This is a genomic window from Mucilaginibacter endophyticus, assembly GCF_003351025.1.
GTDB classification, from domain to species: Bacteria; Bacteroidota; Bacteroidia; order Sphingobacteriales; family Sphingobacteriaceae; genus Mucilaginibacter; species Mucilaginibacter endophyticus.
The window spans coordinates 1,505,046-1,530,863 of sequence record NZ_QPCG01000001.1 but is presented as its reverse complement, the minus strand read 5'-3'; the positions used below and the strand labels follow the sequence as shown (position 1 = coordinate 1,530,863).

Here is a 25,818-nt window from a genome sequence, read left to right as displayed (position 1 = left end):
TATAGTAAATTGCTAACTGTTGTAAACTGCAAACTGATAACTGCAAACTGGTATGAAGACATACAACTATTCAGAACTTTCATCAACTGATATCCAGAAGCTGGTTCAACGCAATGTTGACCCGGCTAATGAGATCAGGACCATTGTTGAGGACGTTATAACCAATGTACAGCAGCATGGCGACAGTGCTTTGTTTGATTATGCATTGAAATTTGACAAGGTGGAACTGAACAAGCTTTATCTTGAAAAAGCGGAACTGGAAGAGATTGCCAAAGCAATATCTGCAGATCAGAAAGCGGCTTTGGAAACGGCTTACAGCAACATCTATAAATTTCACCAAACGCAGTTAAAAACCGAAGACAAGGTTGAAACCATGCCCGGCGTAACCTGCTGGCGCGAATTACGGCCGATTGAAAAAGTTGGCTTGTACATCCCCGGTGGTTCGGCAGTATTGCCAAGTACTTTTTTGATGCTTGGTATCCCGGCAAGGATAGCAGGTTGTCATGAAATTGTGGTTTGTTCGCCTCCGCAAAAAAACGGCAAGGTAAATGCCTTTATTGCTTACGTGGCCCTGATGCTGGGGATAGATAAGATCTACCTGGTTGGTGGTTCGCAAGCTGTAGCCGCTATGGCTTACGGAACTGCAAGTATACCTAAAGTTGATAAGATCTTTGGCCCGGGCAATCAGTTTGTAACCAAAGCTAAAACCATTATCCAGTCAACTACCACAACGGCAATTGATATGCCTGCTGGCCCATCAGAAGTATTGGTTATTGCCGATGAAACTGCTGTTCCGGCATATATCGCTGCCGATCTGCTGGCGCAAGCCGAACATGGTATTGACAGCCAGGCGGTGTTGGTTTGTACTTCTGCCTATATCGCTCAAAAAGCCATCGCCGAAGTAGAAAAACAATTACCTGTATTGCCTCGTGCCGAGATAGCGAAGCTTGCTATCGATAACTCGTACGTGGTGATCACCAACAGCCTGAGCGAAGCAATGACTTTCAGCAACAAGTATGCGCCTGAACATCTGATACTTGCAACCGGAAGCTGGGAGCAGATCACCGGAAGTATCATCAATGCAGGTTCGGTGTTTTTGGGCAATTTGACGCCTGAAAGTGCTGGCGATTATGCCTCGGGAACCAACCATACCTTGCCAACCAGCAGTTATGCAAGGGCTTATTCAGGCGTATCAGTTGATTCGTTTGTAAAAAAGATCACCTTTCAACACATCACCCGCGAGGGAATCAATAACATTGGCCACACGGTTGAGGTTTTGGCCGAGCTGGAAGGCTTACATGCGCATAGGAATGCGGTAAGTGTGAGGTTGAGCAATTAATAATAATATTAACACTACATGTCATTGCGAGGAGGAACGACGAAGCAATCGCATGCTATACAGGGCGACCATGCTTCCGTGCGGTAGCCTCGCTATCGCTCGCAATGACATAATTTATATGAACAAGCAATGTTCGACATTAATAATATACTCAGAGAAAATATAAAACGCCTTGTGCCTTATTCATCCGCACGTGATGAGTACCAGGGCGAAGCAAGCATCTTTCTGGATGCAAATGAAAACGCTTTCGGGTCGCCATTAGATCAGCAGTTTAACCGCTATCCGGACCCCTTACAGTACAATCTAAAAAAACGGATCACCGAAATTAAAGGCGTACCGCCACGCAATATTTTTGTTGGCAACGGCAGCGATGAGGCTATCGATATCCTGTTCCGCAGTTTTTGTAACCCTGGAGTTGATAATGTGATCTTAGTACCGCCTACTTATGGCATGTATGAAGTATCAGCCAACATCAATGATATCGAAGCCCGCAAAGTAAGCTTAACTGACGATTATCAGCTTAATTTAGAAGGCATTGCCGAGGCTGTAGATAAAAATACCAAATTGATCTTTATCTGCTCGCCAAACAACCCTACCGGTAATTCTATCAACCGCGATGATATCCAAACCCTGTTGGCTAATTTCAGCGGGATTGTAGTGGTTGATGAAGCTTATATCAACTTCAGCAGGCAAAAATCATTTATCCAGGAGCTTACGGAGTGTGCCAACCTTGTGGTAATGCAAACACTATCAAAAGCATGGGGTTTAGCAGGTTTACGCGTAGGTATGGCCTTCGCCAGCGAAGAGATCATTGAGGTGATGAACAAGGTAAAACCGCCTTACAACGTTAATGAATCATCGCAGCAACTGGCTTTGGCAGCCTTGGCTAATGTAGGTCAGGTGAACGAATGGATCAAAGAAACCCTTGCACAACGCGACAGGTTAGTATTGAAATTGAAAGACCTTGAATTTGTGCTGGATATATATCCGTCTGATGCCAACTTCATCCTTGTAAAAACTACAGATGCCAACGGCATTTATGATTACCTCGTAAAACAGGGCATCATTGTGCGCAACCGCTCAAAAGTTGAGCTTTGCGAAGGTTGTCTTCGCATAACCGTTGGTACCCCTGATGAAAACACGGTTTTATTAGACACCCTGCAAAACTTCAAATAAAACAGTAGAAGGTGAAATCACTAATTCAATAATTCTCTAAATCAATAATTAATCCTGGATGAGTAATTTACAGAAAATATTGTTCGTTGACCGCGACGGCACCCTGATCAAAGAACCGGCCGATGAGCAAATTGATTCATTTGCCAAGCTGGAGTTTTACCCAGGCGCATTAACCTATTTGCCTAAAATAGCTAAAGAGCTTGATTTTGAACTGGTAATGGTTACCAATCAGGACGGATTAGGCACTTCGGTTTATCCAGAGGATACCTTTTGGCCGGTTCATAACTTTGTGTTGCAGGCATTTGAAGGTGAAGGCGTAAAATTTGCCAACCAGATCATCGACCGTACTTTTGCCCGTGACAACGCCCCTACCCGCAAACCGGGCACCGCGCTGTTAACACAATACTTAGATGCGGATAAATACGATCTAAAAAACTCATTCACCATCGGCGATCGTAAAAACGACGTACTGCTGGCAAAAAACCTTGGCGCAAAGGCCATCTGGCTTAACAATAACAGCAATCTCGGCGGAAACGAATTTTCTGAGGCGGATCATATCGATGATGTTATTGCGCTCGAAACTACCGACTGGCAAAAGGTTTATGAGTTTTTAAAACTCGGTCAGCGGGTATTTGAGCATCGTCGTGCTACTAAGGAAACCGACATCCACATCAAAATAAACCTTGATGGTAAAGGAGACGCCAAAATATCAACCGGGCTGCACTTTTTTGACCACATGCTTGATCAAATTGCCCGTCACGGCAGCATCGATCTGGAAATTACCGCAAAAGGCGATCTCCATATCGACGAGCACCATACTATTGAAGATACAGGTATCGCTTTAGGCGAAGTATTCGCCGCTGCTTTGGGTAACAAAATGGGCATTGAACGTTATGGTTTCTGCCTGCCAATGGATGATTGCCTGGCCCAGGCAGCTATCGACTTTGGTGGCCGTAACTGGATAGTTTGGGATGCCGATTTTAAACGCGAAAAAGTGGGTGATGTACCAACCGAAATGTTTTACCACTTCTTCAAATCATTCAGTGATGCCTCAAAAAGCAACCTGAATATTAAAGCCGAAGGGCAAAACGAACACCACAAAATCGAAGCTATATTTAAAGCCTTTGCCAAGGCAATAAAAATGGCCGTAAAACGTGATGTAGATAAGATGGTTTTACCAAGCACTAAAGGACTGCTGTAAGAGCCCCCCAGCCCCCTAAAGGGGGAGCGACTAATTAACATGAAAACACCAGATCAAAATAATAAAAAAAGCCTCGCAGAGGCCCCCCCTTCAGGGGGCGGGGGGGGCATCGGCATTATCCTATATGGAGCCGGAAACATATTTTCCCTTACTGCTGCTTTAGAGCGCTTAGGTATCCCCTATGGCTTTATTAACAGCGAAGAGGATTTTGATAAATACGACCGCTATATCATTCCGGGGGTTGGGCATGCCGGTGCGGCCATGAATAAACTTAAGGCTACCGGATTGGTTCCTAAAATCAAAGCGTTAAAGAAACCAACCCTGGGTATTTGCGTAGGGATGCAGCTGCTCACCTCTTATTCGGAAGAGGGCGATTCTAACTTACTGGATATCATTCCGGTTAAAACTTTAAGGTTTGCAGATAGTGCAGAACACAAAGTACCGCACACTGGTTGGAACAGGGTTTACCCCGAAAAGGAAAATCCATTATTTGAAAATATACCGTCAGGTTCACACTTTTACTTTGTACATTCATACTTTATTGAATATGATAAAGCATACACTTTACTGGCCGCTGACTATGGAAATCAATTTTCGGCATCAATTTGGCTTGATAATTTTTATGGCGTACAATTCCACCCAGAAAAGTCGGGTGAGTTTGGCGAAACATTGTTAACTAATTTCTCAAAAATATAAAGGATATGTACATTATTCCTGCCATTGACATTTTGAACAAGAAGGTAGTCCGTCTTCGCGAAGGCGACTACGCACAGGTAACCGAATATGATGTTACCCTTGAAGAAATGATTGAGCGCTACCAAAGCAACGGCACCAATTTCATCCACATCATTGACCTTAACGGTGCCAAAAACGATTTCAGCAATCAGCAATACCTGTTTGATGTGATCCGTAAAACGGACATGAAGGTGCAATATGGCGGCGGCATCCGCAGCATCGAAAAAGTAAAAGAGCTGATAGATGCCGGCGTTCACCGCGTAATTGTTGGTACGCAAGCACTTACTAACCCAAGCTTCCTGCCCGATTTGAGCAAAGAAATTTGCGGTAAAGATAAATGCTCCGACCAGGTGGTTGTTGCTATCGACGTACTTGACGAAGTTATTAAATATTCAGGCTGGATGGAAAGCTCACCGATCAAGCTAATGGACTACGTTGATAAATGCCTGAACTTAGGTTTCTTCCGTTTCCTGTGCACCGACATTAACAAAGACGGTAAACTTGGCGGCGCCGGCATCGAATTGTACGAAAAACTGCTTGATCATTCACCTTTCATCAAACTTATCGCATCTGGTGGCGTAAGCTCTATGGGCGATATCGAAAAGCTAAACCGCTTAAAAGTTGAGTCGGTAGTAGTGGGCAAAGCGATATATGAGGGTCACATCACTATTGAAGATGTGAAACACTGGAACCTGGACGCGCTGATTTCGATTTAGCCCCCCAGCCCCCTCTTTAAAAACCTGTACACCTCATGTCATTTCGAGCGATAGTGTGGCAATCGCACACCATACAGGTCGGACTTGTATAGTTCGCGATTGCTTCGTTCCTCGCAATGACATATTTTAATAAGCATGCTTGCAAAAAGAATTATCCCCTGTCTTGACGTTAAGGATGGGCGGACTGTAAAAGGCGTAAACTTTGTTGATCTGCGCGATGCCGGAGACCCGGTGGAGCTGGCTTGGAATTATTCGAACCAGGGAGCCGACGAGTTGGTATTTTTAGATATCACAGCTACCGTTGAACGCCGTAAAACTATGGTTGAGTTGGTGAAGGCCGTAGCCAGGCAAATTAATATTCCGTTTACTATTGGTGGCGGCATCAACGAAATTGCCGATGCAGACGCCTTGCTGAATGCGGGAGCAGATAAAATATCCATCAATTCGGCGGCTGTACGTAACCCCAAACTGATAGATGAACTGGCTGCCGCTTTTGGTGTTCAGTTTGTAGTAATAGCCGTTGATACCCGCAGCATAGGCGATAAAAATGTAGTTCACTTAAATGGCGGTAGGTTGCCTACAGAACGTCAAACACTGGAGTGGATACTGGAAGCGGAAAGTCGTGGTGCCGGTGAAATTTTGCTTACCTCTATGGATCATGACGGTACTAAAGGCGGCTTTGACAATGGCCTGCTAAAAACAGTGAACGATGCTGTTCATATACCGGTGATTGCTTCGGGCGGTGCGGGTAAAGTTGAACACTTTGTTGATGTTTTTGAAAAAACCAACGTCGACGCGGCATTAGCAGCCTCAGTATTTCACTATGGTGAGATATTGATCCCTGATCTGAAACGAGCTCTGCAAAGTAATAAGATAGAAGTACGGATCTGATAAACCGATAACTTTGCAGTTGCTGTCTGAAGTCTCTGACTTCAGACGACTATGTTTGTAGTCTTCAGACTACAGTAAAGCAACTGTAAAAGCGAAAAACTATATGTAGTTACAAACTACATACATAGCTAATTCGAAGTCAGAGACTTCGAACAGCATGTAAACAGCAAAATTAATTTGAATTAGGACAAAATGAACATAGACTTTGAAAAAACCGGCGGACTTGTCCCCGTAATTATACAGAACGAACAAACCCTTGAGGTGTTGATGCTGGGTTATATGAACCAGGAAGCTTACGATAAAACAGTACAGGAAAATATCGTCACTTTCTATTCACGTTCAAAAAACCGCCTGTGGACCAAAGGCGAAACCAGCAATAATTTCCTGCATGTAAAAAACATCAGCATTGATTGCGATAATGATACTCTGTTGATCAAAGTTAAAGCAGATGGCCCTACCTGCCACACAGGTTCACGCAGTTGCTTCAATACCGAATTTAATCAAAACTTTATCCTGGAACTGGAAAATATCATCGCCGACAGGTATGAAAACCCTGTTGAGGGTTCGTACGTGAACAAGCTCCGCAATAAAGGCCTCAATAAAATAGCCCAAAAAGTTGGCGAAGAAGGTGTGGAGACCGTTATAGCGGCCCTTGCCGAAACTGAAACCGACCTGATCAATGAATCATCAGATCTTGTTTTCCATTTATTGGTGCTGCTACGCGAAAAAGGTTTGACCTTAGAAACTATCGCTAAAAATTTGGAATCGAGACATAAATAATTTTGTTCATGGTTGGTAGATCATAGTTCATGGCTTAATTATCTAACTAATTAGCTATATCAATACTATGAACTATTAACCATAACCTATGAACCAAGAATGATCACCGTACAAAAAACCGCCGAACTTACCGGGCATACTAACCCTATATTCACGCTTGAGCTATCGCAAAAGCCTGGGATATTGTTTACAGGGGGCAACGATAAAGGATTGGTTGAGTGGAGTTTGAAAGATTTCTCTTTCATTAAGGTGATGTTTCCTGTTAACGCGTCTATTTACGCCATTCATTGCCCGGAGGGTTATCCCTTAATGTTTGCCGGTTTACGCAGCGGTGAAGTTTTGGTGTTCGATTTCATCCAGCAAAAATTACTTAAGCCCTTAAGACATCATCGCAAAGCCATTTTCGACATCAAATCGGTTACTAAAAAGGATGAACTGCTGATAGCTTCAGAAGATGGCACGGTATCCGTATGGAGCCTTAAAACGCTTGAGATGGTGCATAGCCTTACGGTATCTAAAGATACAGTAAGATGCATTGCCGTTTCCCCCGATCAAAAACAGGTAGCATTTGGCTGTCGCGATAACCATATTGGCATTTATGACCTGGAAGACTATACTATAATAAAAGCGCTCCACGGACATACAATGGCTGTTTTTTCGATAGCCTACAGCCCCGATGGAACTTACATAACCTCAGGTGCACGCGATGCCCAGGTAAAGATCTGGGATAGCAGCACCTACCATGAAATAAAAAATATCCCTGCCCATCTTTTCGCGGTAAACCATATCCTGTTCCACCCCACCCTGCCCTATTTTGCTACTGCTAGTATGGACAAAAGCATCAAGATCTGGGGATCGGATGATTTCAAGCTTTATAAAAATATCAGCAGGGAAAAAGGCTACCCAAGCCACGTACTTTCCATCAATAAATTAGCCTGGACCGCTCCCGATCAGCTACTTTCTGTTAGCGACGACAAAGCCATCATCAACTGGGAAATTAAATTTGATTAACATCCCCCAAAGCAAATTTTCACGGTGTGTTGAATGATACGTTTTTAATTATTGCCCTAAATTTCATTTACGGACCGGCTCCCTTATCTTTCTATCAAACTATAGTTTAAAAACCAACTGATCTTTTTTTATTAAAATCCGTGTTCAAACGCTTAATAATACTATTAAATAAATCATTTTACAGCTTATAAATTCATTTTTAAATACTTAAAACAATCTCTTTATTCATTCCTATTTTGTTTATTCATTTTATTCATTCATTAAAAACAGGAACATTTATAGCGCATTAGTCGTAACTATACGTTGATACTCCCTTATTCATAAAAGCTATCACAAGCCACTCATATAGCCTACAGGAATATAAAAAATAGTATCAAAATGTATACTTATGAAAAATATAATCATCCTGATTCTATTTTTATTTTTTAGCCCGGCCGTATTAGCACAAAATACCTGGAACCCGCCACTCATTGGAGGATCAACAAGCTGGACAAATAACAGCAATTGGAGCGCAGGCCACTTTCCGCTGGCAAGCGAGGATGTTGTAATTAGTCTCAATATATTAAATACCGCTCAACCTATAATCGCCAATGGAACCTCAGCTGTATGCAGATCTCTTACGTTTAGTGCAATAAATGGATTGTCACTTACAGTAAACGGAACCTTAAATGTATCCGGTTCAGGAACAGGCGCCAGTTTAATCACCCAAAATCCTCCAACGGTATCTTTACTTGGTCTTGGCGGCACAGTTATTAATACCATTACCGGTAGCGGTGCCGTAACATGCTCGTCACTACAAGTTGGCAATACCAACTTTTTAAGTGTAGGAGCACTTACAAGCAACCAGGTATCTTTAATATCCACCGTTAACAGTTTACAAATATCTGGCGATGTAAATGTATATGGTACTACAAATGCCGTTTTAGGGATAGGCGTTTTACAAAATAACAATTCTGCCTTTTATGTACGTGGCGGTACAACAACCGTTGGCGGGCAGCTGTATACCAATACCTCCGTTTCGCCAACAGGTATTTCTTTAACACTTGGAACCGGGGCAACTGCCAATATCTATGTCGATGTACCTTCCGGTTCCTCACTTAACCCGGTACTTAAATTAACAAATACAACCCCTATTAAATCGGGAAGCAACGCGGCATCAATAGATTTTTATAGCAACGGAGGCGGCTCAGGCACCTGTACTGTTGAATATGCCGGCAGCGGGCAAACCGTATATACTGAAAGTACCAGCCAACTTGATATTAGCCCTACAGCTTATCAAAATATAAACTTTTCGGCAACCGGCACCAAAACCATAAACTCCGGCGACCTTACAATTTACGGCGACTGGAACTCAGCATCAACGTCGGGAAAGGTTGACGCGATAACCAATAACCCTAATGTTTATTTTAAAGGCGCCACCGAGTCGCTTAGTGATGCCGGATCTGACGGAGGCAATGGTGTCGTGTTCAAAAATGTCTTTGTCCAAAATAGCGGAACCAAAACAATGTCGGGTACCGGCAAATTTTCCGTATCATCGTTAGGCATATTAACTATGGCCGGCACAGCAACCCTCGCCACCGGCGGAATATTAACTTTAATCTCCGACGCATCCGGCTCAGCAACGGTAGCGAGCATTCCGTCGGGCACTGCAATTACCGGCAACGTAAATGCACAACGCTTTATAAACGGCGGCTCCGGTCATCGCGGTTACCGGTTACTTACGTCACCAATAAATAACGGATCGGGAGCTTTTACGCTGGCTTACCTTAAAGCTAACTCTTATGTAACAGGCACAACCCTGGCTGCCGGCGGTTTTGATCCCTCGCCCAATGCCAATAACCCAACCATATATTTTTTCAGGGAAAACACAGCCCGCTCCATTTCAAGTTTTACCAGCGGCAATTACCGGGGTGTAAATAATATAACATCTTCAACTTATTCATTTGATAGCGAGTCAGGGACTTTTACCTTATACTCGGGCAATGGTTTTTTATTCTTTTTCAGGGGAGACAGGTCAACAACCATAGCACAGGCAACAGTGACCTCACATATCCCGGAAAATACCACATTTACCGCAACAGGCTCTTTAAACCAGGGAAACATTACGGTTAAACATTGGTACACAGGCACCACATCATTGCTATATACCAATACTACGGGGAGTAGGGTGCAAGGTTATAACCTGGTTGGTAACCCTTATGCAAGTACTATTAATTTTGAAAAGCTGAATCGTAAAGGGGTATCAGGCGGCAACGCCGATCCTTCTTCGTCAATCTATATTTCCGGACAAAAAGCACAGGTATATACTACCGTAACCGCCAATATTCCCCCGGTTTTGTCAATGTGGGTTTACAATCCCATAAACAAACAATATGAAAGCTACCAGCAAAATGCAAATCAAATAACATCGGTTGCTGACACAACAACCACAATTAATCCGGGAATTCAAAGCATAAGCGGCGGGGCTGCCAGTAATATGATTGCCAGTGGCCAGGGCTTTTTTGTAAGAGCCACAGGAACCGGTCAAACCATGATATTCAGAGAATCGGGAAAAACAAATACACAACCGCCTTTATCAGGTACACTCAACAAAATATTAAGCATACCTGATGGGAAAACCCCGTTGGCCATGATGAGCACCAAACAAAGCAGTTTTGCTGCTGCAGAACCTGCCCCAGCAAGTCAATTAGTATCGCCAATGCCACTAATCAGATTGCAGCTGATCAAAGACTCGTTAAACCTGGATGGGGTAGCTATTGTACTTGCTAAAGGTATTTCTCCCGCTTTTGATAAAGACAAAGACACCGAGGACCTGGGAGGCAGCGGAGCACTTGAAAGCTTATCGGTATTATCAAGCGACAGCGTACAGATATCTATTCACCGTCATCCGCTGCCCGGTAAAAATCAGGAAACAGTCCGACTGCTTGCCGACGCCACCGCATCCGGCCCTTATAAACTTAAAATAACCGATTTAAAAGACCTACCCGACCTGTATGACGTTTGGCTAAAGGATAATTTTTTAAAAGATTCGGTGAATATCAAAACACTGCCAGAATATAACTTCAATATAGATAAAGGTAACAGCGCTACCTTTGGTGTCGACAGGTTGCAGCTTGTTGTTCGTCAAAATCAGGCCCTCATGGTGCATTTACTTAGCTTTAACGCCATAAAAGTAAATGAAAGCGCCCAGGTTACCTGGTTTGCCGAAAACGAAGCCAATTATACCACCTATATTGTTGAGCGGAGTGTTGATAACGGTAAAACATTTACCCCGATAGGTACACTGAATTCAACCGGAGCAAAAAGCTATTCGCTTAATGATAAAACACCGGCCCTGGGGCTTAATCAGTACCGTTTAAAGCAAATTGACTTAAACGGAGACGCTACTTACTCAAAAATTGCTCCGGTAATGTTTACCAATAAGCCGCAGAATACGTTGAGCGCCAACATGAACCTCTATCCTAATCCGGCTACAGATGTAATTCATGCCGAAATGCAGTTTAACAATGCCAATGCTATTAAGTATAAGATAAACATCACTAACAGCGAGGGTAAATTAATGACTACTGCTACATCCTCGCAGGCCAACTGGCAAAATAATGTAGCAGGTTTTGTCCCCGGAACCTATATTATGCAGGTTGTTAACAGCAACGATAACACCGTGATCGGGTTTAAAAAATTCATCAAGAAATAAATCCGGAGACCTTTAAAAAAATCGCCTGATCCCGCAAAGATTGTGGGTGTGTTTTTTTTGCTCAAGTGAGTATATACCATCTTCATTGATGGTATCAATTTTAACTTTACCCGAGGCGTGAATAATATGCTCATTATTAAGCATAATACCTACGTGGGTTACACGGCCTTCGGTGTTATCAAAAAATGCCAGATCGCCAAGCTTTGCATCTTTTATTGAATCAATCTTGGTACCTTCCTTTACCTGCATGCTGGCATCGCGCTTAATCCTGCGGCCCTTAAGTTTATAAACCACCTGTGTAAAGCCCGAGCAATCGATACCAAAATGTGTCCGTCCACCCCATAAATATGGCGAGTTCAGGAACGCTTTAGCGGTTGTGGCAATATCTTCGGATTCACCAACCTTACCAATAATCTCAAAACGATCATTGCCAATCCTACAAGATGTACCTTCCAAAAAAGCGAGCGAACTACCTGCGGGTAAGTAAACAATACTATTATCGTTTGTTTTCCAGGCTTGGGTAACGGCCTGGTAAGTAAGTTGCGGAGGATGGTTTTTTATATGCTTATACGCTAAATGGCCAAGCATAGCAAATTGCAAACGGCCTATCCACCCCACATACCCATCACTTTCGGCAATAATCTTAACCCAGTTAGTTTGCCACTCGGTTATTTCAAATGCCTCGCCAAATAATAATTGCGACACCTGCTCACTCCGTTCATTAGGCTCGGCCCTAAGCGGAATTACTGCCAGGTTACATATCCCGTACTCCATAGTTCTGTAAATGTCAAATAAACAAAAATTTCGCGCGTATTTTTAAACTATACGCAGTTAACATTTAAATATGATGTTACTTTTATAATTGGTATTTGCTGCTCTGGGGTAAAAGCTTTACGATAATACAAAAAAAACGCTAAACAAAAAAGGGACATGCAATGCATATCCCTTTTAATATTTTGTAAGGCTTATACTATTCGTTCATGTGCAGCCAATCTTTTTTGGCAAGCAATTCTTCTTCAGTTTCGCGGATATCTTCGTCATCAACACAGCAATCAACCGGACAAACGGCGGCACACTGCGGTTCATCATGAAAACCTACACATTCGGTACACTTATCGGGTACTATATAGTATATATCGTCAGATAATGCAGCTTGTGTTTCTTCAGCATTCAGGGTATTACCATCGCCAAAATCAATAATCCCTTTAAGACCTGTCCCGTCGCTAAAACGCCAGGCAGCTCCTGCATCATAAATAGCATTATTAGGGCATTCCGGTTCGCAAGCCCCGCAGTTTATGCATTCGTCGGTGATTTTAATCGCCATATTTCTAAATATCTAATAATCTCAATTAACTTTGCCTGCAAATTGCAAGTGCACAAATATAACAAAAAAAGGCTTTAAGGGTTTATTCCCCTAACATATATATGTCAAAAATTAATCTAAAAACCTCAATAAATTCATTTTCGGAGTTGGGCAGGCAACTGCTAACTCCTGATGCAGCATTAAGCGCCCTTATCGAAAACGAACAATACCACAATGCCTGGTTTACTCCGGTAAGCGTTTTGGAGGCCGTAACGGCTATTGGCAGCATGCTTAATGAAGTCGACCTAAACACTTGGCTTTCAAAATATAGCTTAGAAACGAACCAGGCTCAAAAAAAAGTTGGACTTATCCTGGCGGGCAATATCCCGCTGGTGGGTTTCCATGATGTACTTTGTGTTATAGCTTCGGGTAACAAAGCGCTTATTAAAGCCTCATCACAGGATGCCAGGCTTATCAAAGCTGTATTGGAAAAACTGGCAGCTATTGATCCCACTTTTGCAGATAGCTTTAGCTTTGTTGACAGGTTGGAAGGCTTTGATGCCATCATAGCTACGGGCAGCAACAACAGTTCACGCTATTTTGATTATTACTTTGGTAAGGTGCCTAATATCATCCGCAAAAACCGCAACAGTATTGCTGTACTAAGCGGCAATGAAAGCTCCGAAGAACTGTTTAACCTGGGTCATGATATTTTAGACTATTACGGACTTGGCTGCCGAAACGTATCTAAAATATTGGTACCTGAGGATTACGACTTCACTTTCTTTTTTGAATCGATAGAAAACCATAAGGCTATCATTAATCATCATAAATACAACAACAACTACGATTACAACAAATCTATTTACCTGGTAAACGGAGACAAACATCTTGACAATGGTTTTTTAATGGTGAAAGAAGATGACAGGCTGACATCCCCGCTGTCAGTATTGTTTTTTAACTATTACCACAATGTGGCAAATGCCGAAAATATCATCAACGAAAATACCGAAAGCATCCAGTGCATTGTAAGTACGCTCCCTCTACAAGTAGATAACCAGGTGGTTGGTTTTGGCCGAAGCCAGCAACCCAAATTATGGGATTATGCCGATGGTGTAGATACGATGGAATTTTTGTCAAGTCTTTAAATAAATAATACCTTTGGAAAGTAAGGTGAAAGGATAAAGGTAAAAGGCGAAAGGTTTACCCTACCCTACTTAATTGGCACCTTTTGCCTTTAATCTTTCAGCTTTAACCTTAAAAAAATGTATATCATAAAAGTTAAAGGTGTTGCCAAAATACCCGATTATGTGCAGCTGCGGGATGATAAGTTTACGCTGTTGGCTTATTTCAGGGTTGATCGGCCGGATAAATCGCTTGACAAAGTTGGATTAGGCGATAAAGCCAACGAGATCATGAATATTATCAAAGACCTGCCGTTTGGGCAGATCTTAAAATTAGAGCTATAAAAACGATGATAGGAAATTCTATAATAAAACTAAACAACGTTGATATCTTTCAACAGACACACCTGGTACTTTCAAACGTAAATTTACATGTTGACAAAGGCGATTTTGTATGGCTGATTGGCCAGACAGGATCAGGAAAAAGCAGTCTGCTGAAGGTAATTTACGGCGATTTAGGAATAAAAGCCGGCACCGGCCATGCCTGTGGTTATGAGCTAAGCAAGCTGCCAAGCCGCGATATTCCTTACTTGCGCCGTAAATTGGGTATAGTTTTCCAGGATTTCCAGTTACTTACCGACCGCACCATTGAACAAAACCTGAACTTTGTGATGCGTGCAACCGGTTGGACCGACAAAAAGCTGATTGCCGACAAAGCACTTGATGTACTCGAGAAAGTTGGTCTGCGTTCAAAGTTAAAGAAAATGCCTCATGAGCTTTCGGGTGGCGAGCAGCAGCGTGTGGTTATAGCACGTGCTTTGCTCAATGACCCTGAAATAATACTGGCAGATGAGCCAACAGGTAACCTCGACCCTGAAACATCTGAAGAAATTGTGATGTTGCTTAAACAGATCAGCCAGTCGGGCACTGCCGTACTGGTAGCTACTCATGACTATCACATTATCCGCGCTTTCCCGTCACGCATTATCAAATGCGAAAACGGTAAGGTTTTGGAAGATGTGGAGATATAGAACGAACCATGATTTTTAGGATTTAAAGATAGCCCTGATGTACAAAACTCAAGGCCATCTTTAAATCATGTGAATCATGGTTTGGTTTGCCCATTTGGCGGTTCGCCTGTCACCCTTACTTAAAATTACATCATACCACTGACAGCTTGGCTGCTTTGCAGCTATGGCAGGATACTTGATTGGCACTACTCGCTATGAAATTTAACGATATGTTGAAGAAAAAGAAGAAAGAAAATACGGATAATACAGAAAATATAAACGAAGTGAATAACGAGCAATTACAAAACGAAGGGCAGGATAACGCCCAGGAAACAGAAGCTACGGCTACAGAAACTACAGCAGCCCCTACTGCCGAAGAAAAACTGAAAGACGAACTGGCACAGGCTAATGACAAGTACTTGCGTTTATATGCCGAATTTGATAACTTTAGAAGGCGTACCATTAAAGAACGCGAGGAAGCCCGAAAAACTGAAGGTAAAGACGTTATTGTGGCTTTATTACCGGTACTTGACGACTTTGAACGCGCACAGCGTGCCATGGATAAGGCTACCGAAGTTGCCCCTGTTAAAGAGGGTGTTACTTTGATCCAAAACAAGCTGAAAAATATATTAGGCCAGAAAGGCCTGAAAGAAATGACATCGATAGGCACTGCCTTTGATGCCGATCTGCATGAAGCTATCACCAACATTCCGGCACCTACTGATGACCTTAAAGGCAAGGTAATGGACGAAATGGAAAAAGGCTATACCCTGAATGACAAAGTGGTCCGCTTTGCCAAAGTGGTAGTTGGAGCGTAACTGATTTCGGATTTGGGACTTTCAATTTCGGATTTGTCCGAATGTGATAGTCTATCCTGATCTTACACAATATTAAATTATAATAAATCCGAAATCTGAATTTCGGAATCCGAAATTTTTAAAATTATGGCTAAGAGAGATTATTACGATGTGCTTGGAGTTGCAAAAGGTGCAAGTGCTGATGACATAAAAAAAGCATATCGTAAAATGGCTATTAAATATCACCCTGATAAAAACCAGGGTGATAAAGAAGCGGAAGAAAAGTTTAAGGAAGCTGCTGAAGCTTACGAAGTACTAAGTACTCCTGAAAAACGTCAGCGTTATGATCAGTTTGGTCATGCTGCCAACGCGTCATCGGCCAATGGCGGTGGTTACGGTGGTGGCGGCATGAATATGGATGACATATTCAGCCAGTTTGGCGATATTTTTGGCGGCGGCAGTCCGTTTGAAGGGTTCTTTGGCGGTGGCCGTCAAAGTGGTGGCGGTGGCAGGCGCGTAGCCCGTGGCAGCAACTTGCGTATTAAAGTACGTTTAACACTTGAAGAAATTGCCAACGGCGCCGAAAAGAAGATCAAGGTTAATAAACAGATCATCTGTAAAACCTGCGATGGCTCGGGTGCAAAAGATAAATCATCATTCCAAACCTGTAAAACTTGCGGTGGTTCAGGCGCTGTGCGCAGGGTAACCAATACTATTTTAGGTCAGATGCAAACTACCAGCACCTGCCCAACCTGTAACGGCGAAGGTTCAACCATCCTGTCAAAATGTAATGTTTGTCATGGTGATGGCGTTGTTCGCGGCGAAGAACTGATCACCATCCAGGTGCCTGCAGGTGTTAGCGAAGGTATGCAACTGAGCATGAGCGGCAAAGGTAACGCTGCCCCTCGTGGTGGTGTTCCGGGTGATCTGATCATCCTGATTGAGGAAGTGCCTCATGAAACCTTGAAACGCGATGGCAACAACGTGATCTATGATCTACATGTAAACTTTGTTGATGCTACTTTAGGTACATCTGTTGAAGTGCCAACCATTGATGGTAAGGCCAAAATAAAGATTGATCCGGGAACACAAGGTGGCAAAATTCTGCGCCTGAAAGGCAAAGGTTTACCAGAAGTAAACTCATACCATCGTGGCGACCAATTGGTGCACATCAATATCTGGACACCAAAAGCACTGAGCCGCGAAGAGCGCGAGATCCTGGAGAAATTGCAAAGTTCACCTAACTTCAAACCTAATCCGGGCAAAAACGAAAAAAGTTTCTTTGAACGGATGAAAGAGTATTTTGAATAACCGCCTGAGGTGAAAGGATAAAGGCGAAAGCTGAAAGGTATATGCAACGCCCGGAGTATTATTACTTCGGGCGTTTTTGTTTTTGCAAGTTCAAGCGTCTGCGCTTGAACTGTTATTCATTTGAGCGTCCACGCTCACGATAACCGACAGAGGTTCTTCTAAAGTAAGCGTGGACGCTTACTTTAAAATTCGGTTCAAGCGAAGGACGCTTGAATCCGCGTAAAACGACACTTGAACCTGCGCTAAAACTTTGCAAAAACAATTGAACCAATAAATCAATTTTTACTAACCGGATAATTTGCGTTAATTAGAATTATGCCCGTGAAATTCAAATTACTCTTCTTTACCTGTCTCTTTTTATCCGTTCTTAATACTCGTGCCCAAACCCCATCCGTCAGCAACAACTACCAAACCGAAGCAGGCGTAACCAAGCTAAACATCGACCGAGCTATGATCTATTCGCCTGATAAGGAATGGCTGTACAACCACCATGCATCTATTATCCATTTTAAAGACCGCTTCGTGGCCATATGGAGTAACGGGATGATTGATGAGGATTCGCCGGGGCAAAGAGTGGTTTATGCCACTTCAACAGATTTTAAACACTGGTCGCCAATGAGGGTATTGGCTTCTCCCGGCAAGATCAATGATACACTTACAGTACTTACCGCCGCCGGGCTCTATCAATACAAGGGAACTTTAGTAGCCTATTACGGGGACTATGATAAACATCGGCAAAATACCCACCTGTGGGCTAAAACCAGCACAGATGGCGAACATTGGAGCGAACCGCTTGACATGCACTTGCCAGTTGTGCCCAATCACGGCCCGGAGATCACAAACAGCGGGAGATTGATCATCAGCGATAATTTCACTTTCCCTTTTACCGATGATCCTCGTGGCCTTTCGGGCTGGAAACTCAGCAGTTTTTATCCCGATTCACTTTATAAGCAGGATAATCCGGCCATGTTTTATGCACCCGCTGCAAAATCCGGCTTGCCACCACTTTGCGAAGGATCATTTTTCCAAACGGACGATAACGTTTTGCACATGCTTTTAAGAGTTACCGGTAAAGGCTGGAAAGGGCATTTATGGCTTACCGAAAGTAAAGACAATGGCAAAAGCTGGTCGCACCCCGCAGAGGCGCCATTTTCTGATAACGACAGCAAGTTTCATTTCGGCCGATTACAGGATAAGAGGTTTTATTATGTAGGAATTCCGGACACATTACATCATTACGATAGGAACCCGTTGGTATTATCGCTTTCAAAAGATGGTAAATTATTCGACAAAAACTATATCATCGCTAACGAGCTTTATCATTTAAAAAAAGAAGGATTGTGGAAAGGTGGACAATACGGCTATCCGCATACCATAGTTTACAATGGTTATATGTATGTAATCATCTCCCGGCAAAAGGAATCCATTGAAACACTGAAGTTTGATCTAAAGCAACTAAAATAGATAGGCTGCAAATTAGAGATATTAAAAATGGCGTATTTGAATAAAAACAAATACGCCATTTTTTTACTTCAATAAACAACCTAAACCATAATTGGGGTTTGGGTATATTTATACGCATAATTTAAACCTACCCTGCTCATGAAACCAACACGTGATACTGCATACCTTACCATTGGCGCATCCGTTATAAGCATACTGGTATTGCTACTAATATATGCTATGCAAATCATTGCCTTTAACGTTCCTGATAGCATCCGGCCTTTGTTTTCGTTTATCCCTGTCCTTTGTTTTGCATGGCTAATGATTTTTGTTATAGGCATTTTAAAATACACCAACGAAAAATCTTTTATAGTTAACGCGTTCATCGCTTATACGATTTACAGTGCCGTAACTGGTTTATTTAATACAGCCATCGGTGTTTTTCACGTCAATCCGCAATCATTAATGTTGTTTTACCAGGTTAATGGAACAATAAGCCTATTGGTGATCATAAGCCTTGTTATCATGACCTTTTTGCTACGCCCCACTGAGTTTAGGCTTCCTTTGCAGCTATTTGCATTGAGCGAATTGTTTATCATGATGTCTTATTTATTGGTACCTATACTGCTGCCTCTTTTTGGGGTTTCCAGCTATATTATTTTACATCCGTTATATCGGGCTTGTATATTTGATTGTACCTATTACAGACATTTACATAGCGGTAACCGCTTTAAATGTTATTAACAAACAGCAATGGCAAAAACCGTTTTACGAAATGGATAAACCCGACTGGCCACCATACAACAAACCCAACCTGTAACTTTTTTTGCTTAACTTCATCTAAAAGCAAAACAGATACATAAACCTTAACAAATGCTAAGCATCCGCAATATTGTTAAACAATACGCCGGTCACCGGGCTTTAAGCGATGTAAGTTTGGAAGTTGAGAGCGGGCAGATCTTTGGTCTGCTGGGGCCTAATGGCGCCGGTAAAACTTCACTTATTCGTATTGTTAACCAAATCACCGCTCCTGATTCGGGCGAAGTTTATTTTAACGGCGAAAAGCTCAATCAATCGCATATTGAGCGCATTGGTTACCTGCCGGAAGAACGCGGTCTTTACAAAAAAATGGAGATAGGCGAGCAGATGATCTACCTGGCCCGTTTAAAAGGCCTAAGCCGCGCCGAAGCCCAAAAGCGCCTAAAATTCTGGTTCGAAAAACTGGAAATGGAAACCTGGTGGAAAAAAAAGATCGAAGAGCTATCAAAAGGGATGCAGCAAAAAGCCCAGTTTGTAGCCACGGTGTTACATGAGCCCGACCTGATCATTTTAGATGAGCCATTCAGCGGCTTCGACCCCGTAAATGCCGAACTCATTAAAGATGAGATTCTGGAGCTCAACAAAAAAGGCGCAACCATCCTGTTCTCTACCCACCGTATGGAATCGGTAGAAGAGCTTTGTGATGCCATAGCGCTTATCAATAAATCGCACAAGATTTTGGATGGCAAGGTTAAACATATCCGAAACTCGTACCGTAACGAAACTTATTTTGTTGAATATGAAGGCTCGCGGATAGCATTTGATGGCAACCAGCCTTTTGAGCTGCTTGAGGAAACTCATAGTGAAGACGAAAGCCATACCATCAAAATAAAACTTACGGGGCAAAACACATCAAACGATGTTTTGCAGTACCTGATCCCTAAAGCAAGGGTAAATATGCTGCAGGAGGTAATACCCAGCATGCATGAAATATTTATAGAAAAAGTTAACCTAAACTCGGCCGGCCATGAATAAAGTATTACTCATTATACAGCGTGAATACCTGACCCGGGTACGCAAAAAATCATTTATCATTATGCTGTTTGTAGTCCCGGCATTGATATTTGTAATGGGCGCGGTAATAAAGATGGTTGCCGAAAACAGTGATAAACTCTCTTCGCTACAAACGGTTAACGTAATTGATAAAAGCGGCAGTTTCGCCAATAAGTTCCACGATGTAACTAACGTGAAGTTTACCTATGCCTTAACCGATTTAAAATCATCGAAGCTATTACTGAAGGATAGCGAGGGGATTTCTATTTTGTATATACCCGCAAATTATATGCAAAAGGATTCGGTGCAGATCTTTTCAAAAAAGAAAGCGTCTATTCCTCTATCCGAAGAAATTGAAAAGCAGATGAGCGATATCGCTTTTTCAAACAACCTGATCAGTCATCATATTGATACAGCTCTTTTAAGTAGCATAAAGCGGACTAATATATCAGTGAATGCTATTGAAATTTCAGACAAAGGCGATAAAAATGCCAATATCGGCCCTAACATTTTAATTGGTATAGCCTGCGCCATCCTCATCTACCTATCGTTATTTATATATGGCGGGCAGGTAATGCGCGGGGTAATTGAAGAAAAAACCAACCGTATCATAGAAGTGGTAATATCATCAGTAAAGCCATTTCAATTAATGCTTGGCAAAATCATTGGTGTTGGTTTAGTTGGCTTAACGCAATTTAGCGCCTGGATAATTCTATCTGTTATATCCACTAAAATAGCCGGTCATGCTTTTAGCTCGCCGTCCAGCCCCATGACCAACGCGCTCGCCGTATTGCAAACCATTCCGTTTGGCTATATTATGGGCTGCTTTATATTTTACTTTTTAAGTGGATATCTATTCTATGCCGCCTTATTTGCGGCCGTGGGCTCGGCAGTAGACAGCGAGACAGAAACTCAACAATTTATGTTTCCTATTACTATGCCACTGTTGTTTACTTATATATTATCGGTATCGGTACTGTTTAGGGCACCCGATAGCCCGCTGGCTGTATGGTTATCTATGATACCTTTTACAGCCCCGGTAGCCATGATGGTGCGCATTCCGTTTGGTCCACCAGACTGGCAGGTAGCCGTATCGATGTGTATGATGGTGATAGGCTTTTTGTTTACCACCTATGTCGCCGCAAGAATTTATCGTGTGGGCGTGTTGATGTACGGCAAAAAAGCAAGTTATAAAGAACTGGTTAAATGGTTTTTTTATAAAGAATAATTTGATTTCGAATATCGGATGTTCGATTTCGGATTTACAGAATAAAATCCCCGGGAATAATTAAACAATTTCGGGGATTATTTATTTTAGCTGCATGACTAAACGCGTTGCTGTAATGGATCTGGGTACAAATACCTTCCATTTGTTGATTGCCGAAGGAGATATAAATAACTATCGTGAAATTGTACACATTACCGAAGCCGTAAAAATTGGCGAAGGTGGCATTAACAAGGGGCATATAGTACCTGAGGCTTTTCAGCGTGGTGTAAATACCATGCAGCGTTTTCATGAACTCATTGAAGCCAATCATGTTGCCGGCGTCAGGGCTATAGCTACTTCGGCCTTGCGGAGTGCCTCCAACGGAAAAGATTTCATTAAAGAGGTAGAATCAAAAACAGGCATTGCCATAGAAATTATTGACGGTGAGCAGGAAGCCGGTTTCATTTACAATGGGGTAAAACTAAGCGGATGCTTATCATCAAAAAACTCACTGATCATGGATATCGGCGGCGGCAGTGTGGAGTTCATATTAGGTAATACCGATAAAATTTTGTGGAAACAAAGTTTTGAAGTAGGCGCCGCCCGATTGATGGACCAATTTCATCATACCGATCCCATCCCTCCGGCTTCTATCGAAGCCTTGAATTTATACCTGCAGGATAAACTCAGTGATTTATTCATCGCCACATCCGGCATCGAAATCGGTACTCTTGTTGGCTCATCGGGCTCGTTTGAAACTTTCGCCGGGTTGATTGAAACCGAAAATGCAAAATTGTTTGACCTGAAAAGTATCAAGCATTATGATTTTGAGAAAGATGAATTGTTGACCATAACCAACAAACTCATTCTTTCAAGTCATAAAGAACGGGCAGGCAATCCCGGCATTATCCCGGTCCGGGTTGATATGATTGTAGCGGCATCATTGGTTACACGCTTTGTTATGCATGCCCTGGATATCCATAGGGTAAGCTTATGTACTAACTCATTAAAAGAAGGCGTTTTAGCGGAGATGTTGACGGCAGCCAATTAAAGCCCGCTTACGTTTATCAAGCCTACGCATGTCGAGAAGCCAATAATTAAAACCATTAGCGCGCTTAATAGCCACACCCAGCTTCTTTTCATGATGGCAAATATGACACAGGCAAAAAACTGAATGCCTATAAAAAACATATCAAAAATAAACCCGCCATCTTTACTTGTAACCGCACAAATAACGGTGTAAGCAGCAAATACGAGCAGGTTATATCCCACTATTTTCATTGCTGATGGCTTCTTTCCCTCATTATTGCCAGGGGCGTTATTACCGCCTTGCGATGTTACGTTATTGTTGTCAGCTTCCATCAAACTAAAATTTCTGTTCTTAATTGTTCCAGGTATTCCCGCTTATCATCGCGGTAAAAAATGTTCATGGTTTCAAATGGGATGATCTGCATATCTTTGTTTACGATATGAACACATGATTTTTTGATAGCCCGCACGTCAAAGTTATGCGCGTCAATAAATTGCATAATGATCACCCTGAACAGGTTATCATACCCCAGGTTAGGTGCATCTATTTCGGGCAAACAGCATAACAGCGAATGCAGGTGCTCTTTAGCCTTATCTACCGAATTACCCGTACTGAACATATTAAGGAGATGCCCTTTCAGGCGTTCATCATTTTCGTATACTATGGTATTTTTTGAATTGTCCAACAAGTCATCCGGGTTAATCATCCTCGTTAGCGGGATCACCTCACCGCCCAATTTAAGGGCATAGCCCATCACCAAAGCATCGGGATTACACGGTACCGGGATCAGGTCGTTTTTGTTGAACACACTGGTTTGTTCCAATATGGCATTCCGTACCTCGGTCATGGTGTACCTGTCGGTCTGGGTGTTGAAGTTCTCTATCCGGCCGGCTTCTTGTGTTGGCTGCAAAGTTACACCACGCACACATGGCTGCTTCAGCGCATATTCAATAATCTGCCCTATCTCATCGGTATTAAGGCCTTTTTGCAGGGTGACAACCAAAGTAGTTGAGAGATTATATTTATTAAGGTTTTCAATAGCCTTTTGTCTTACCTCGCGCAAATCCTCGCCTCTCAGCTGTTCGAGTGCTTCTTTTTTAAACGAATCAAATTGCAAGTAGATCTCAAAATCGGGCATGTAGGTGGCCAGCCGTTTCACAAAAGCCTCATCCTTAGCTATACGAATACCGTTGGTATTTACCATTAAATGTTTAATGGGCTTAGTTTTGGCGATATCCAGGATCTCAAAAAATTGAGGGTGTACCGTAGGCTCTCCCCCGCTAATCTGCACCACATCCGGCTGACCTTCATTGGCCACAACAACGTCAAGCATCTGCTCAATTTCGGCTAAAGTGCGGTGCCTGCCATAGGTAGGTGATGACATGGCATAACACGTTGGGCAGCTTAAATTGCACCTGTCTGTCACTTCAACGACCGTCAGGCAGGAATGCTGCTCATGATCCTGGCAAAGACCGCAATCATAAGGGCAGCCATAATGTGTTTTAGTATTGAATTTCAGCGGCATTTCACTGCGCTTAGCATAGTTGCGGCAGTTTTTATAATATTCAATATCCGTGGCAATCAGTACCTTTTCAAAACCATGCTCACGGCAGTTTTTAAGCATGTAAACCTTATCATCTTCAAAAACAATTTTAGCATCAACCCGGCGCAAACAGGTAGAGCAAATGCTCAACGTAAAATCATAATAAATATATGGGCGTTCAGGCATGGTTTATAAACAGCTTTTTAGGATCTAGAAATACTTTATAATAATACAAAATACCGGCAATAGAAACTAACTGAATTACCGACAAGCCGAAACTGAAAAAATAATCGGGTTTGATAAACTCTACCAGGAGCCTGAAAATAAGATAGCTTGTCATAAATACTTTAAACCTTGCGCCATCGGCAAACTGCCGTTTTCGCTCTATAAGCTTCAGCATAACCCAAAGCATCAGCCAAAATATAATTTCATAAAGATTGGTAGGGTGCCTGCGGATACCGTCGCCAAAATCGATAGCCCATGGCAAGTTTGATGCTACTCCATAGGTGCCGTCCTCCAGCCCGGCCAAAAAGCATCCCGTACGCCCGATAACCATAGCCAGGATAAGAGGATAAACCATCAGATCGCCGGACGAGGCTGTTACGTCCAATTGTTTTTTGGTAAGCTCAACGCCTATCAAGCCACCAAGCATACCGCCCACTATAGTTTTGTTACTCATGAAGTAGATAATACTGAACTGCGAGAAGAGCAAAGCCGGATTTTCAAAAACACCTATAAGGTGTGAGCCAATAAATGCACCCGTCGCCGCGCCAATGAAAATAATTAACCGGTGATGAGCAGAGATCTTATCAGCGGTGTGTTTACGCAGCCAGGCATAATATTGATAGCCTAAAAAATACGATAACGTTTCGCAAACAAAATGTACCGGAATTGATGACCGGCCTAAAGGGATATTTACAGGGAAGTGCAAGTTTAGCTTTTATATGCACTAAAATATGCTTTTTATTTTACGCCAGATCCTTTTTGGTAAAGAAGCCCTTACACAAATTCCTCCCGCTACAACAGTTTGCCAACGGGTGTTTGTTAGGTCCTCAGCCATAATTATCACAAAGTTCGGTTTGTTAATGATATCTGCAATTTTGAATTCCTGTGGCACATAACCGATATATGATACCCTGAGCGTATCGTTTAGGGATACCGCAGCAAGTTTAAACCGTCCTTCAGTATCTGATATCACTCTTTCATATTCTCCTTTTATGGAAATAGTAGCTCCCGGTATAAGGGAATACACATCTTTAACAATTCCTTTGATAATATACAACCTTGCCGTATCCTGATGTGAAATATTATCTTTTAATAGCCGGGGTCCTTGCTCGGTTTTATTTTGAGTTTTTGCTTCAATTTTGGTTATCGGCGTTAAAAGCAAAAGCGACACGGCAGTTAACCATGTTTTCCAATTTTGCTTGGGTGTATTCAACAATTTATTATTGATGGAGTTTAACTGCCCCATATTCAAACGGCCGCAAACATTACCACTTTTTGCCAGGTAATTAATCACATCCTCGTTACTCATCACTGTAAAGTCAATCACCGTTTTGCAGCAATGACCGCAATAACGGCCATTGCTAACGGTTGTCATCTGTTGCCACTGTTCATGACAAGGTTTAGGTATACTGATATGTTGAATAGGGCCCATTTGATCAATTTAACTATAAGATGCACTTGTCAGCATAA

At 42.4% G+C, this 25,818-nt stretch carries 25 protein-coding genes; 19 read left to right on the top strand and 6 right to left on the bottom strand.

Annotated elements, in window-relative coordinates:
* Window positions 1-52: 52 nt before the first annotated feature.
* From hisD to DUL71_RS06150, 9 genes are all read left to right on the top strand, one after another.
* Entirely contained in the window at window positions 53-1,339 is a 1,287-nt protein-coding gene (gene hisD / locus DUL71_RS06190; RefSeq protein WP_114937207.1) for a histidinol dehydrogenase, read from the top strand.
* 129 nt (window positions 1,340-1,468) lie between these two features.
* Window positions 1,469-2,515, top strand: coding sequence for a histidinol-phosphate transaminase (gene hisC, locus DUL71_RS06185; RefSeq protein WP_114937206.1), 1,047 nt, complete (start codon window positions 1,469-1,471; stop codon window positions 2,513-2,515).
* Between the two features lie 58 nt (window positions 2,516-2,573).
* Window positions 2,574-3,716 (top strand): bifunctional histidinol-phosphatase/imidazoleglycerol-phosphate dehydratase HisB, encoded by a 1,143-nt coding sequence (gene hisB / locus DUL71_RS06180; protein WP_112573549.1) that lies wholly within the window; start codon window positions 2,574-2,576, stop codon window positions 3,714-3,716.
* Between the two features lie 39 nt (window positions 3,717-3,755).
* The gene (gene hisH, locus DUL71_RS06175; RefSeq protein ID WP_114937205.1) at window positions 3,756-4,412 is read left to right on the top strand and encodes an imidazole glycerol phosphate synthase subunit HisH; all 657 of its coding nucleotides are present in this window, start codon (window positions 3,756-3,758) and stop codon (window positions 4,410-4,412) included.
* A 5-nt stretch (window positions 4,413-4,417) separates the two neighbouring features.
* Complete coding sequence (locus DUL71_RS06170) at window positions 4,418-5,167, top strand: 1-(5-phosphoribosyl)-5-[(5-phosphoribosylamino)methylideneamino]imidazole-4-carboxamide isomerase (protein WP_112573553.1); 750 nt, start codon at window positions 4,418-4,420, stop codon at window positions 5,165-5,167.
* Window positions 5,168-5,302: 135 nt separating this feature from the next.
* The gene (gene hisF, locus DUL71_RS06165; protein WP_114937204.1) at window positions 5,303-6,058 is read left to right on the top strand and encodes an imidazole glycerol phosphate synthase subunit HisF; all 756 of its coding nucleotides are present in this window, start codon (window positions 5,303-5,305) and stop codon (window positions 6,056-6,058) included.
* A gap of 192 nt (window positions 6,059-6,250) precedes the next feature.
* Window positions 6,251-6,838 carry a bifunctional phosphoribosyl-AMP cyclohydrolase/phosphoribosyl-ATP diphosphatase HisIE gene (hisIE, locus tag DUL71_RS06160; RefSeq protein ID WP_114937203.1) on the top strand — a complete coding sequence of 196 codons (588 nt, stop codon included), beginning with the start codon at window positions 6,251-6,253 and terminating at the stop codon, window positions 6,836-6,838.
* Window positions 6,839-6,937: 99 nt separating this feature from the next.
* Window positions 6,938-7,849: a WD40 repeat domain-containing protein gene (locus DUL71_RS06155; RefSeq protein ID WP_114937202.1), complete on the top strand. Its 912-nt coding sequence runs from the start codon at window positions 6,938-6,940 to the stop codon at window positions 7,847-7,849.
* A 388-nt stretch (window positions 7,850-8,237) separates the two neighbouring features.
* Window positions 8,238-11,543 carry a T9SS type A sorting domain-containing protein gene (locus DUL71_RS06150; protein ID WP_114937201.1) on the top strand — a complete coding sequence of 1,102 codons (3,306 nt, stop codon included), beginning with the start codon at window positions 8,238-8,240 and terminating at the stop codon, window positions 11,541-11,543.
* A gap of 12 nt (window positions 11,544-11,555) precedes the next feature.
* Here DUL71_RS06150 and DUL71_RS06145 read toward each other — a convergent pair whose 3' ends face one another.
* Window positions 11,556-12,317 (bottom strand): C40 family peptidase, encoded by a 762-nt coding sequence (locus DUL71_RS06145; protein ID WP_114937200.1) that lies wholly within the window; start codon window positions 12,315-12,317, stop codon window positions 11,556-11,558.
* A 196-nt stretch (window positions 12,318-12,513) separates the two neighbouring features.
* Window positions 12,514-12,867, bottom strand: coding sequence for a 4Fe-4S dicluster domain-containing protein (locus tag DUL71_RS06140; protein ID WP_091210659.1), 354 nt, complete (start codon window positions 12,865-12,867; stop codon window positions 12,514-12,516).
* 101 nt (window positions 12,868-12,968) lie between these two features.
* Here DUL71_RS06140 and DUL71_RS06135 point away from each other — a divergent pair, with 101 nt between their 5' ends.
* From DUL71_RS06135 to DUL71_RS06085, 10 genes are all read left to right on the top strand, one after another.
* A complete protein-coding gene (locus DUL71_RS06135) occupies window positions 12,969-13,994 on the top strand; it encodes an acyl-CoA reductase (protein ID WP_114937199.1) in 1,026 nt (341 codons plus the stop codon).
* Window positions 13,995-14,111: 117 nt separating this feature from the next.
* Window positions 14,112-14,315, top strand: coding sequence for a fructose-6-phosphate aldolase (locus DUL71_RS06130; protein WP_114937198.1), 204 nt, complete (start codon window positions 14,112-14,114; stop codon window positions 14,313-14,315).
* A 5-nt stretch (window positions 14,316-14,320) separates the two neighbouring features.
* A complete protein-coding gene (locus DUL71_RS06125) occupies window positions 14,321-15,001 on the top strand; it encodes a cell division ATP-binding protein FtsE (RefSeq protein ID WP_114937197.1) in 681 nt (226 codons plus the stop codon).
* Between the two features lie 194 nt (window positions 15,002-15,195).
* Window positions 15,196-15,798 (top strand): nucleotide exchange factor GrpE, encoded by a 603-nt coding sequence (locus DUL71_RS06120; RefSeq protein ID WP_244228706.1) that lies wholly within the window; start codon window positions 15,196-15,198, stop codon window positions 15,796-15,798.
* 126 nt (window positions 15,799-15,924) lie between these two features.
* Window positions 15,925-17,088, top strand: a complete 1,164-nt coding sequence (gene dnaJ / locus DUL71_RS06115) for a molecular chaperone DnaJ (protein WP_112573573.1) — start codon at window positions 15,925-15,927, stop codon at window positions 17,086-17,088.
* Window positions 17,089-17,409: 321 nt separating this feature from the next.
* On the top strand, window positions 17,410-18,552 hold the full coding sequence (locus tag DUL71_RS06110) for an exo-alpha-sialidase (protein WP_161964383.1): 1,143 nt from the start codon (window positions 17,410-17,412) through the stop codon (window positions 18,550-18,552).
* A gap of 138 nt (window positions 18,553-18,690) precedes the next feature.
* Window positions 18,691-19,275, top strand: a complete 585-nt coding sequence (locus DUL71_RS06100; RefSeq protein WP_154402329.1) for a hypothetical protein — start codon at window positions 18,691-18,693, stop codon at window positions 19,273-19,275.
* Between the two features lie 129 nt (window positions 19,276-19,404).
* Window positions 19,405-20,325 (top strand): ABC transporter ATP-binding protein, encoded by a 921-nt coding sequence (locus tag DUL71_RS06095; protein ID WP_114937192.1) that lies wholly within the window; start codon window positions 19,405-19,407, stop codon window positions 20,323-20,325.
* Window positions 20,318-21,571 carry an ABC transporter permease gene (locus DUL71_RS06090; RefSeq protein WP_114937191.1) on the top strand — a complete coding sequence of 418 codons (1,254 nt, stop codon included), beginning with the start codon at window positions 20,318-20,320 and terminating at the stop codon, window positions 21,569-21,571. The genes DUL71_RS06095 and DUL71_RS06090 overlap by 8 nt, the downstream gene beginning before the upstream one ends.
* Window positions 21,572-21,665: 94 nt before the next feature.
* Entirely contained in the window at window positions 21,666-22,601 is a 936-nt protein-coding gene (locus tag DUL71_RS06085) for a Ppx/GppA phosphatase family protein (protein WP_114937190.1), read from the top strand.
* Here the strand turns inward: DUL71_RS06085 and DUL71_RS06080 are convergent.
* From DUL71_RS06080 to DUL71_RS06065, 4 genes are read right to left on the bottom strand one after another with little or no spacing between them, the layout of a single operon-like run.
* Window positions 22,598-22,912 carry a hypothetical protein gene (locus DUL71_RS06080; protein ID WP_114937189.1) on the bottom strand — a complete coding sequence of 105 codons (315 nt, stop codon included), beginning with the start codon at window positions 22,910-22,912 and terminating at the stop codon, window positions 22,598-22,600. The two genes, DUL71_RS06085 and DUL71_RS06080, sit on opposite strands and share 4 nt — an antisense overlap.
* Window positions 22,912-24,309 (bottom strand): radical SAM protein, encoded by a 1,398-nt coding sequence (locus tag DUL71_RS06075; RefSeq protein WP_114937188.1) that lies wholly within the window; start codon window positions 24,307-24,309, stop codon window positions 22,912-22,914. Before DUL71_RS06075 ends, DUL71_RS06080 begins: the two co-directional genes overlap by 1 nt.
* Window positions 24,302-25,054: a prolipoprotein diacylglyceryl transferase gene (locus DUL71_RS06070; protein WP_114937187.1), complete on the bottom strand. Its 753-nt coding sequence runs from the start codon at window positions 25,052-25,054 to the stop codon at window positions 24,302-24,304. The genes DUL71_RS06075 and DUL71_RS06070 overlap by 8 nt, the downstream gene beginning before the upstream one ends.
* A gap of 18 nt (window positions 25,055-25,072) precedes the next feature.
* On the bottom strand, window positions 25,073-25,780 hold the full coding sequence (locus tag DUL71_RS06065; protein ID WP_114937186.1) for a carboxypeptidase-like regulatory domain-containing protein: 708 nt from the start codon (window positions 25,778-25,780) through the stop codon (window positions 25,073-25,075).
* Window positions 25,781-25,818 lie beyond the last annotated feature (38 nt).

Coding starts and splice junctions, on each gene's coding strand:
- hisD (WP_114937207.1), top strand. CDS start 53: ATGAAGACATACAACTATTCAGAACTTTCATCAACTGATATCCAGAAG.
- hisC (WP_114937206.1), top strand. CDS start 1,469: ATGTTCGACATTAATAATATACTCAGAGAAAATATAAAACGCCTTGTG.
- hisB (WP_112573549.1), top strand. CDS start 2,574: ATGAGTAATTTACAGAAAATATTGTTCGTTGACCGCGACGGCACCCTG.
- hisH (WP_114937205.1), top strand. CDS start 3,756: ATGAAAACACCAGATCAAAATAATAAAAAAAGCCTCGCAGAGGCCCCC.
- DUL71_RS06170 (WP_112573553.1), top strand. CDS start 4,418: ATGTACATTATTCCTGCCATTGACATTTTGAACAAGAAGGTAGTCCGT.
- hisF (WP_114937204.1), top strand. CDS start 5,303: ATGCTTGCAAAAAGAATTATCCCCTGTCTTGACGTTAAGGATGGGCGG.
- hisIE (WP_114937203.1), top strand. CDS start 6,251: ATGAACATAGACTTTGAAAAAACCGGCGGACTTGTCCCCGTAATTATA.
- DUL71_RS06155 (WP_114937202.1), top strand. CDS start 6,938: ATGATCACCGTACAAAAAACCGCCGAACTTACCGGGCATACTAACCCT.
- DUL71_RS06150 (WP_114937201.1), top strand. CDS start 8,238: ATGAAAAATATAATCATCCTGATTCTATTTTTATTTTTTAGCCCGGCC.
- DUL71_RS06145 (WP_114937200.1), bottom strand. CDS start 12,317: ATGGAGTACGGGATATGTAACCTGGCAGTAATTCCGCTTAGGGCCGAG.
- DUL71_RS06140 (WP_091210659.1), bottom strand. CDS start 12,867: ATGGCGATTAAAATCACCGACGAATGCATAAACTGCGGGGCTTGCGAA.
- DUL71_RS06135 (WP_114937199.1), top strand. CDS start 12,969: ATGTCAAAAATTAATCTAAAAACCTCAATAAATTCATTTTCGGAGTTG.
- DUL71_RS06130 (WP_114937198.1), top strand. CDS start 14,112: ATGTATATCATAAAAGTTAAAGGTGTTGCCAAAATACCCGATTATGTG.
- DUL71_RS06125 (WP_114937197.1), top strand. CDS start 14,321: ATGATAGGAAATTCTATAATAAAACTAAACAACGTTGATATCTTTCAA.
- DUL71_RS06120 (WP_244228706.1), top strand. CDS start 15,196: ATGAAATTTAACGATATGTTGAAGAAAAAGAAGAAAGAAAATACGGAT.
- dnaJ (WP_112573573.1), top strand. CDS start 15,925: ATGGCTAAGAGAGATTATTACGATGTGCTTGGAGTTGCAAAAGGTGCA.
- DUL71_RS06100 (WP_154402329.1), top strand. CDS start 18,691: ATGAAACCAACACGTGATACTGCATACCTTACCATTGGCGCATCCGTT.
- DUL71_RS06095 (WP_114937192.1), top strand. CDS start 19,405: ATGCTAAGCATCCGCAATATTGTTAAACAATACGCCGGTCACCGGGCT.
- DUL71_RS06090 (WP_114937191.1), top strand. CDS start 20,318: ATGAATAAAGTATTACTCATTATACAGCGTGAATACCTGACCCGGGTA.
- DUL71_RS06085 (WP_114937190.1), top strand. CDS start 21,666: ATGACTAAACGCGTTGCTGTAATGGATCTGGGTACAAATACCTTCCAT.
- DUL71_RS06080 (WP_114937189.1), bottom strand. CDS start 22,912: ATGGAAGCTGACAACAATAACGTAACATCGCAAGGCGGTAATAACGCC.
- DUL71_RS06075 (WP_114937188.1), bottom strand. CDS start 24,309: ATGCCTGAACGCCCATATATTTATTATGATTTTACGTTGAGCATTTGC.
- DUL71_RS06065 (WP_114937186.1), bottom strand. CDS start 25,780: ATGGGCCCTATTCAACATATCAGTATACCTAAACCTTGTCATGAACAG.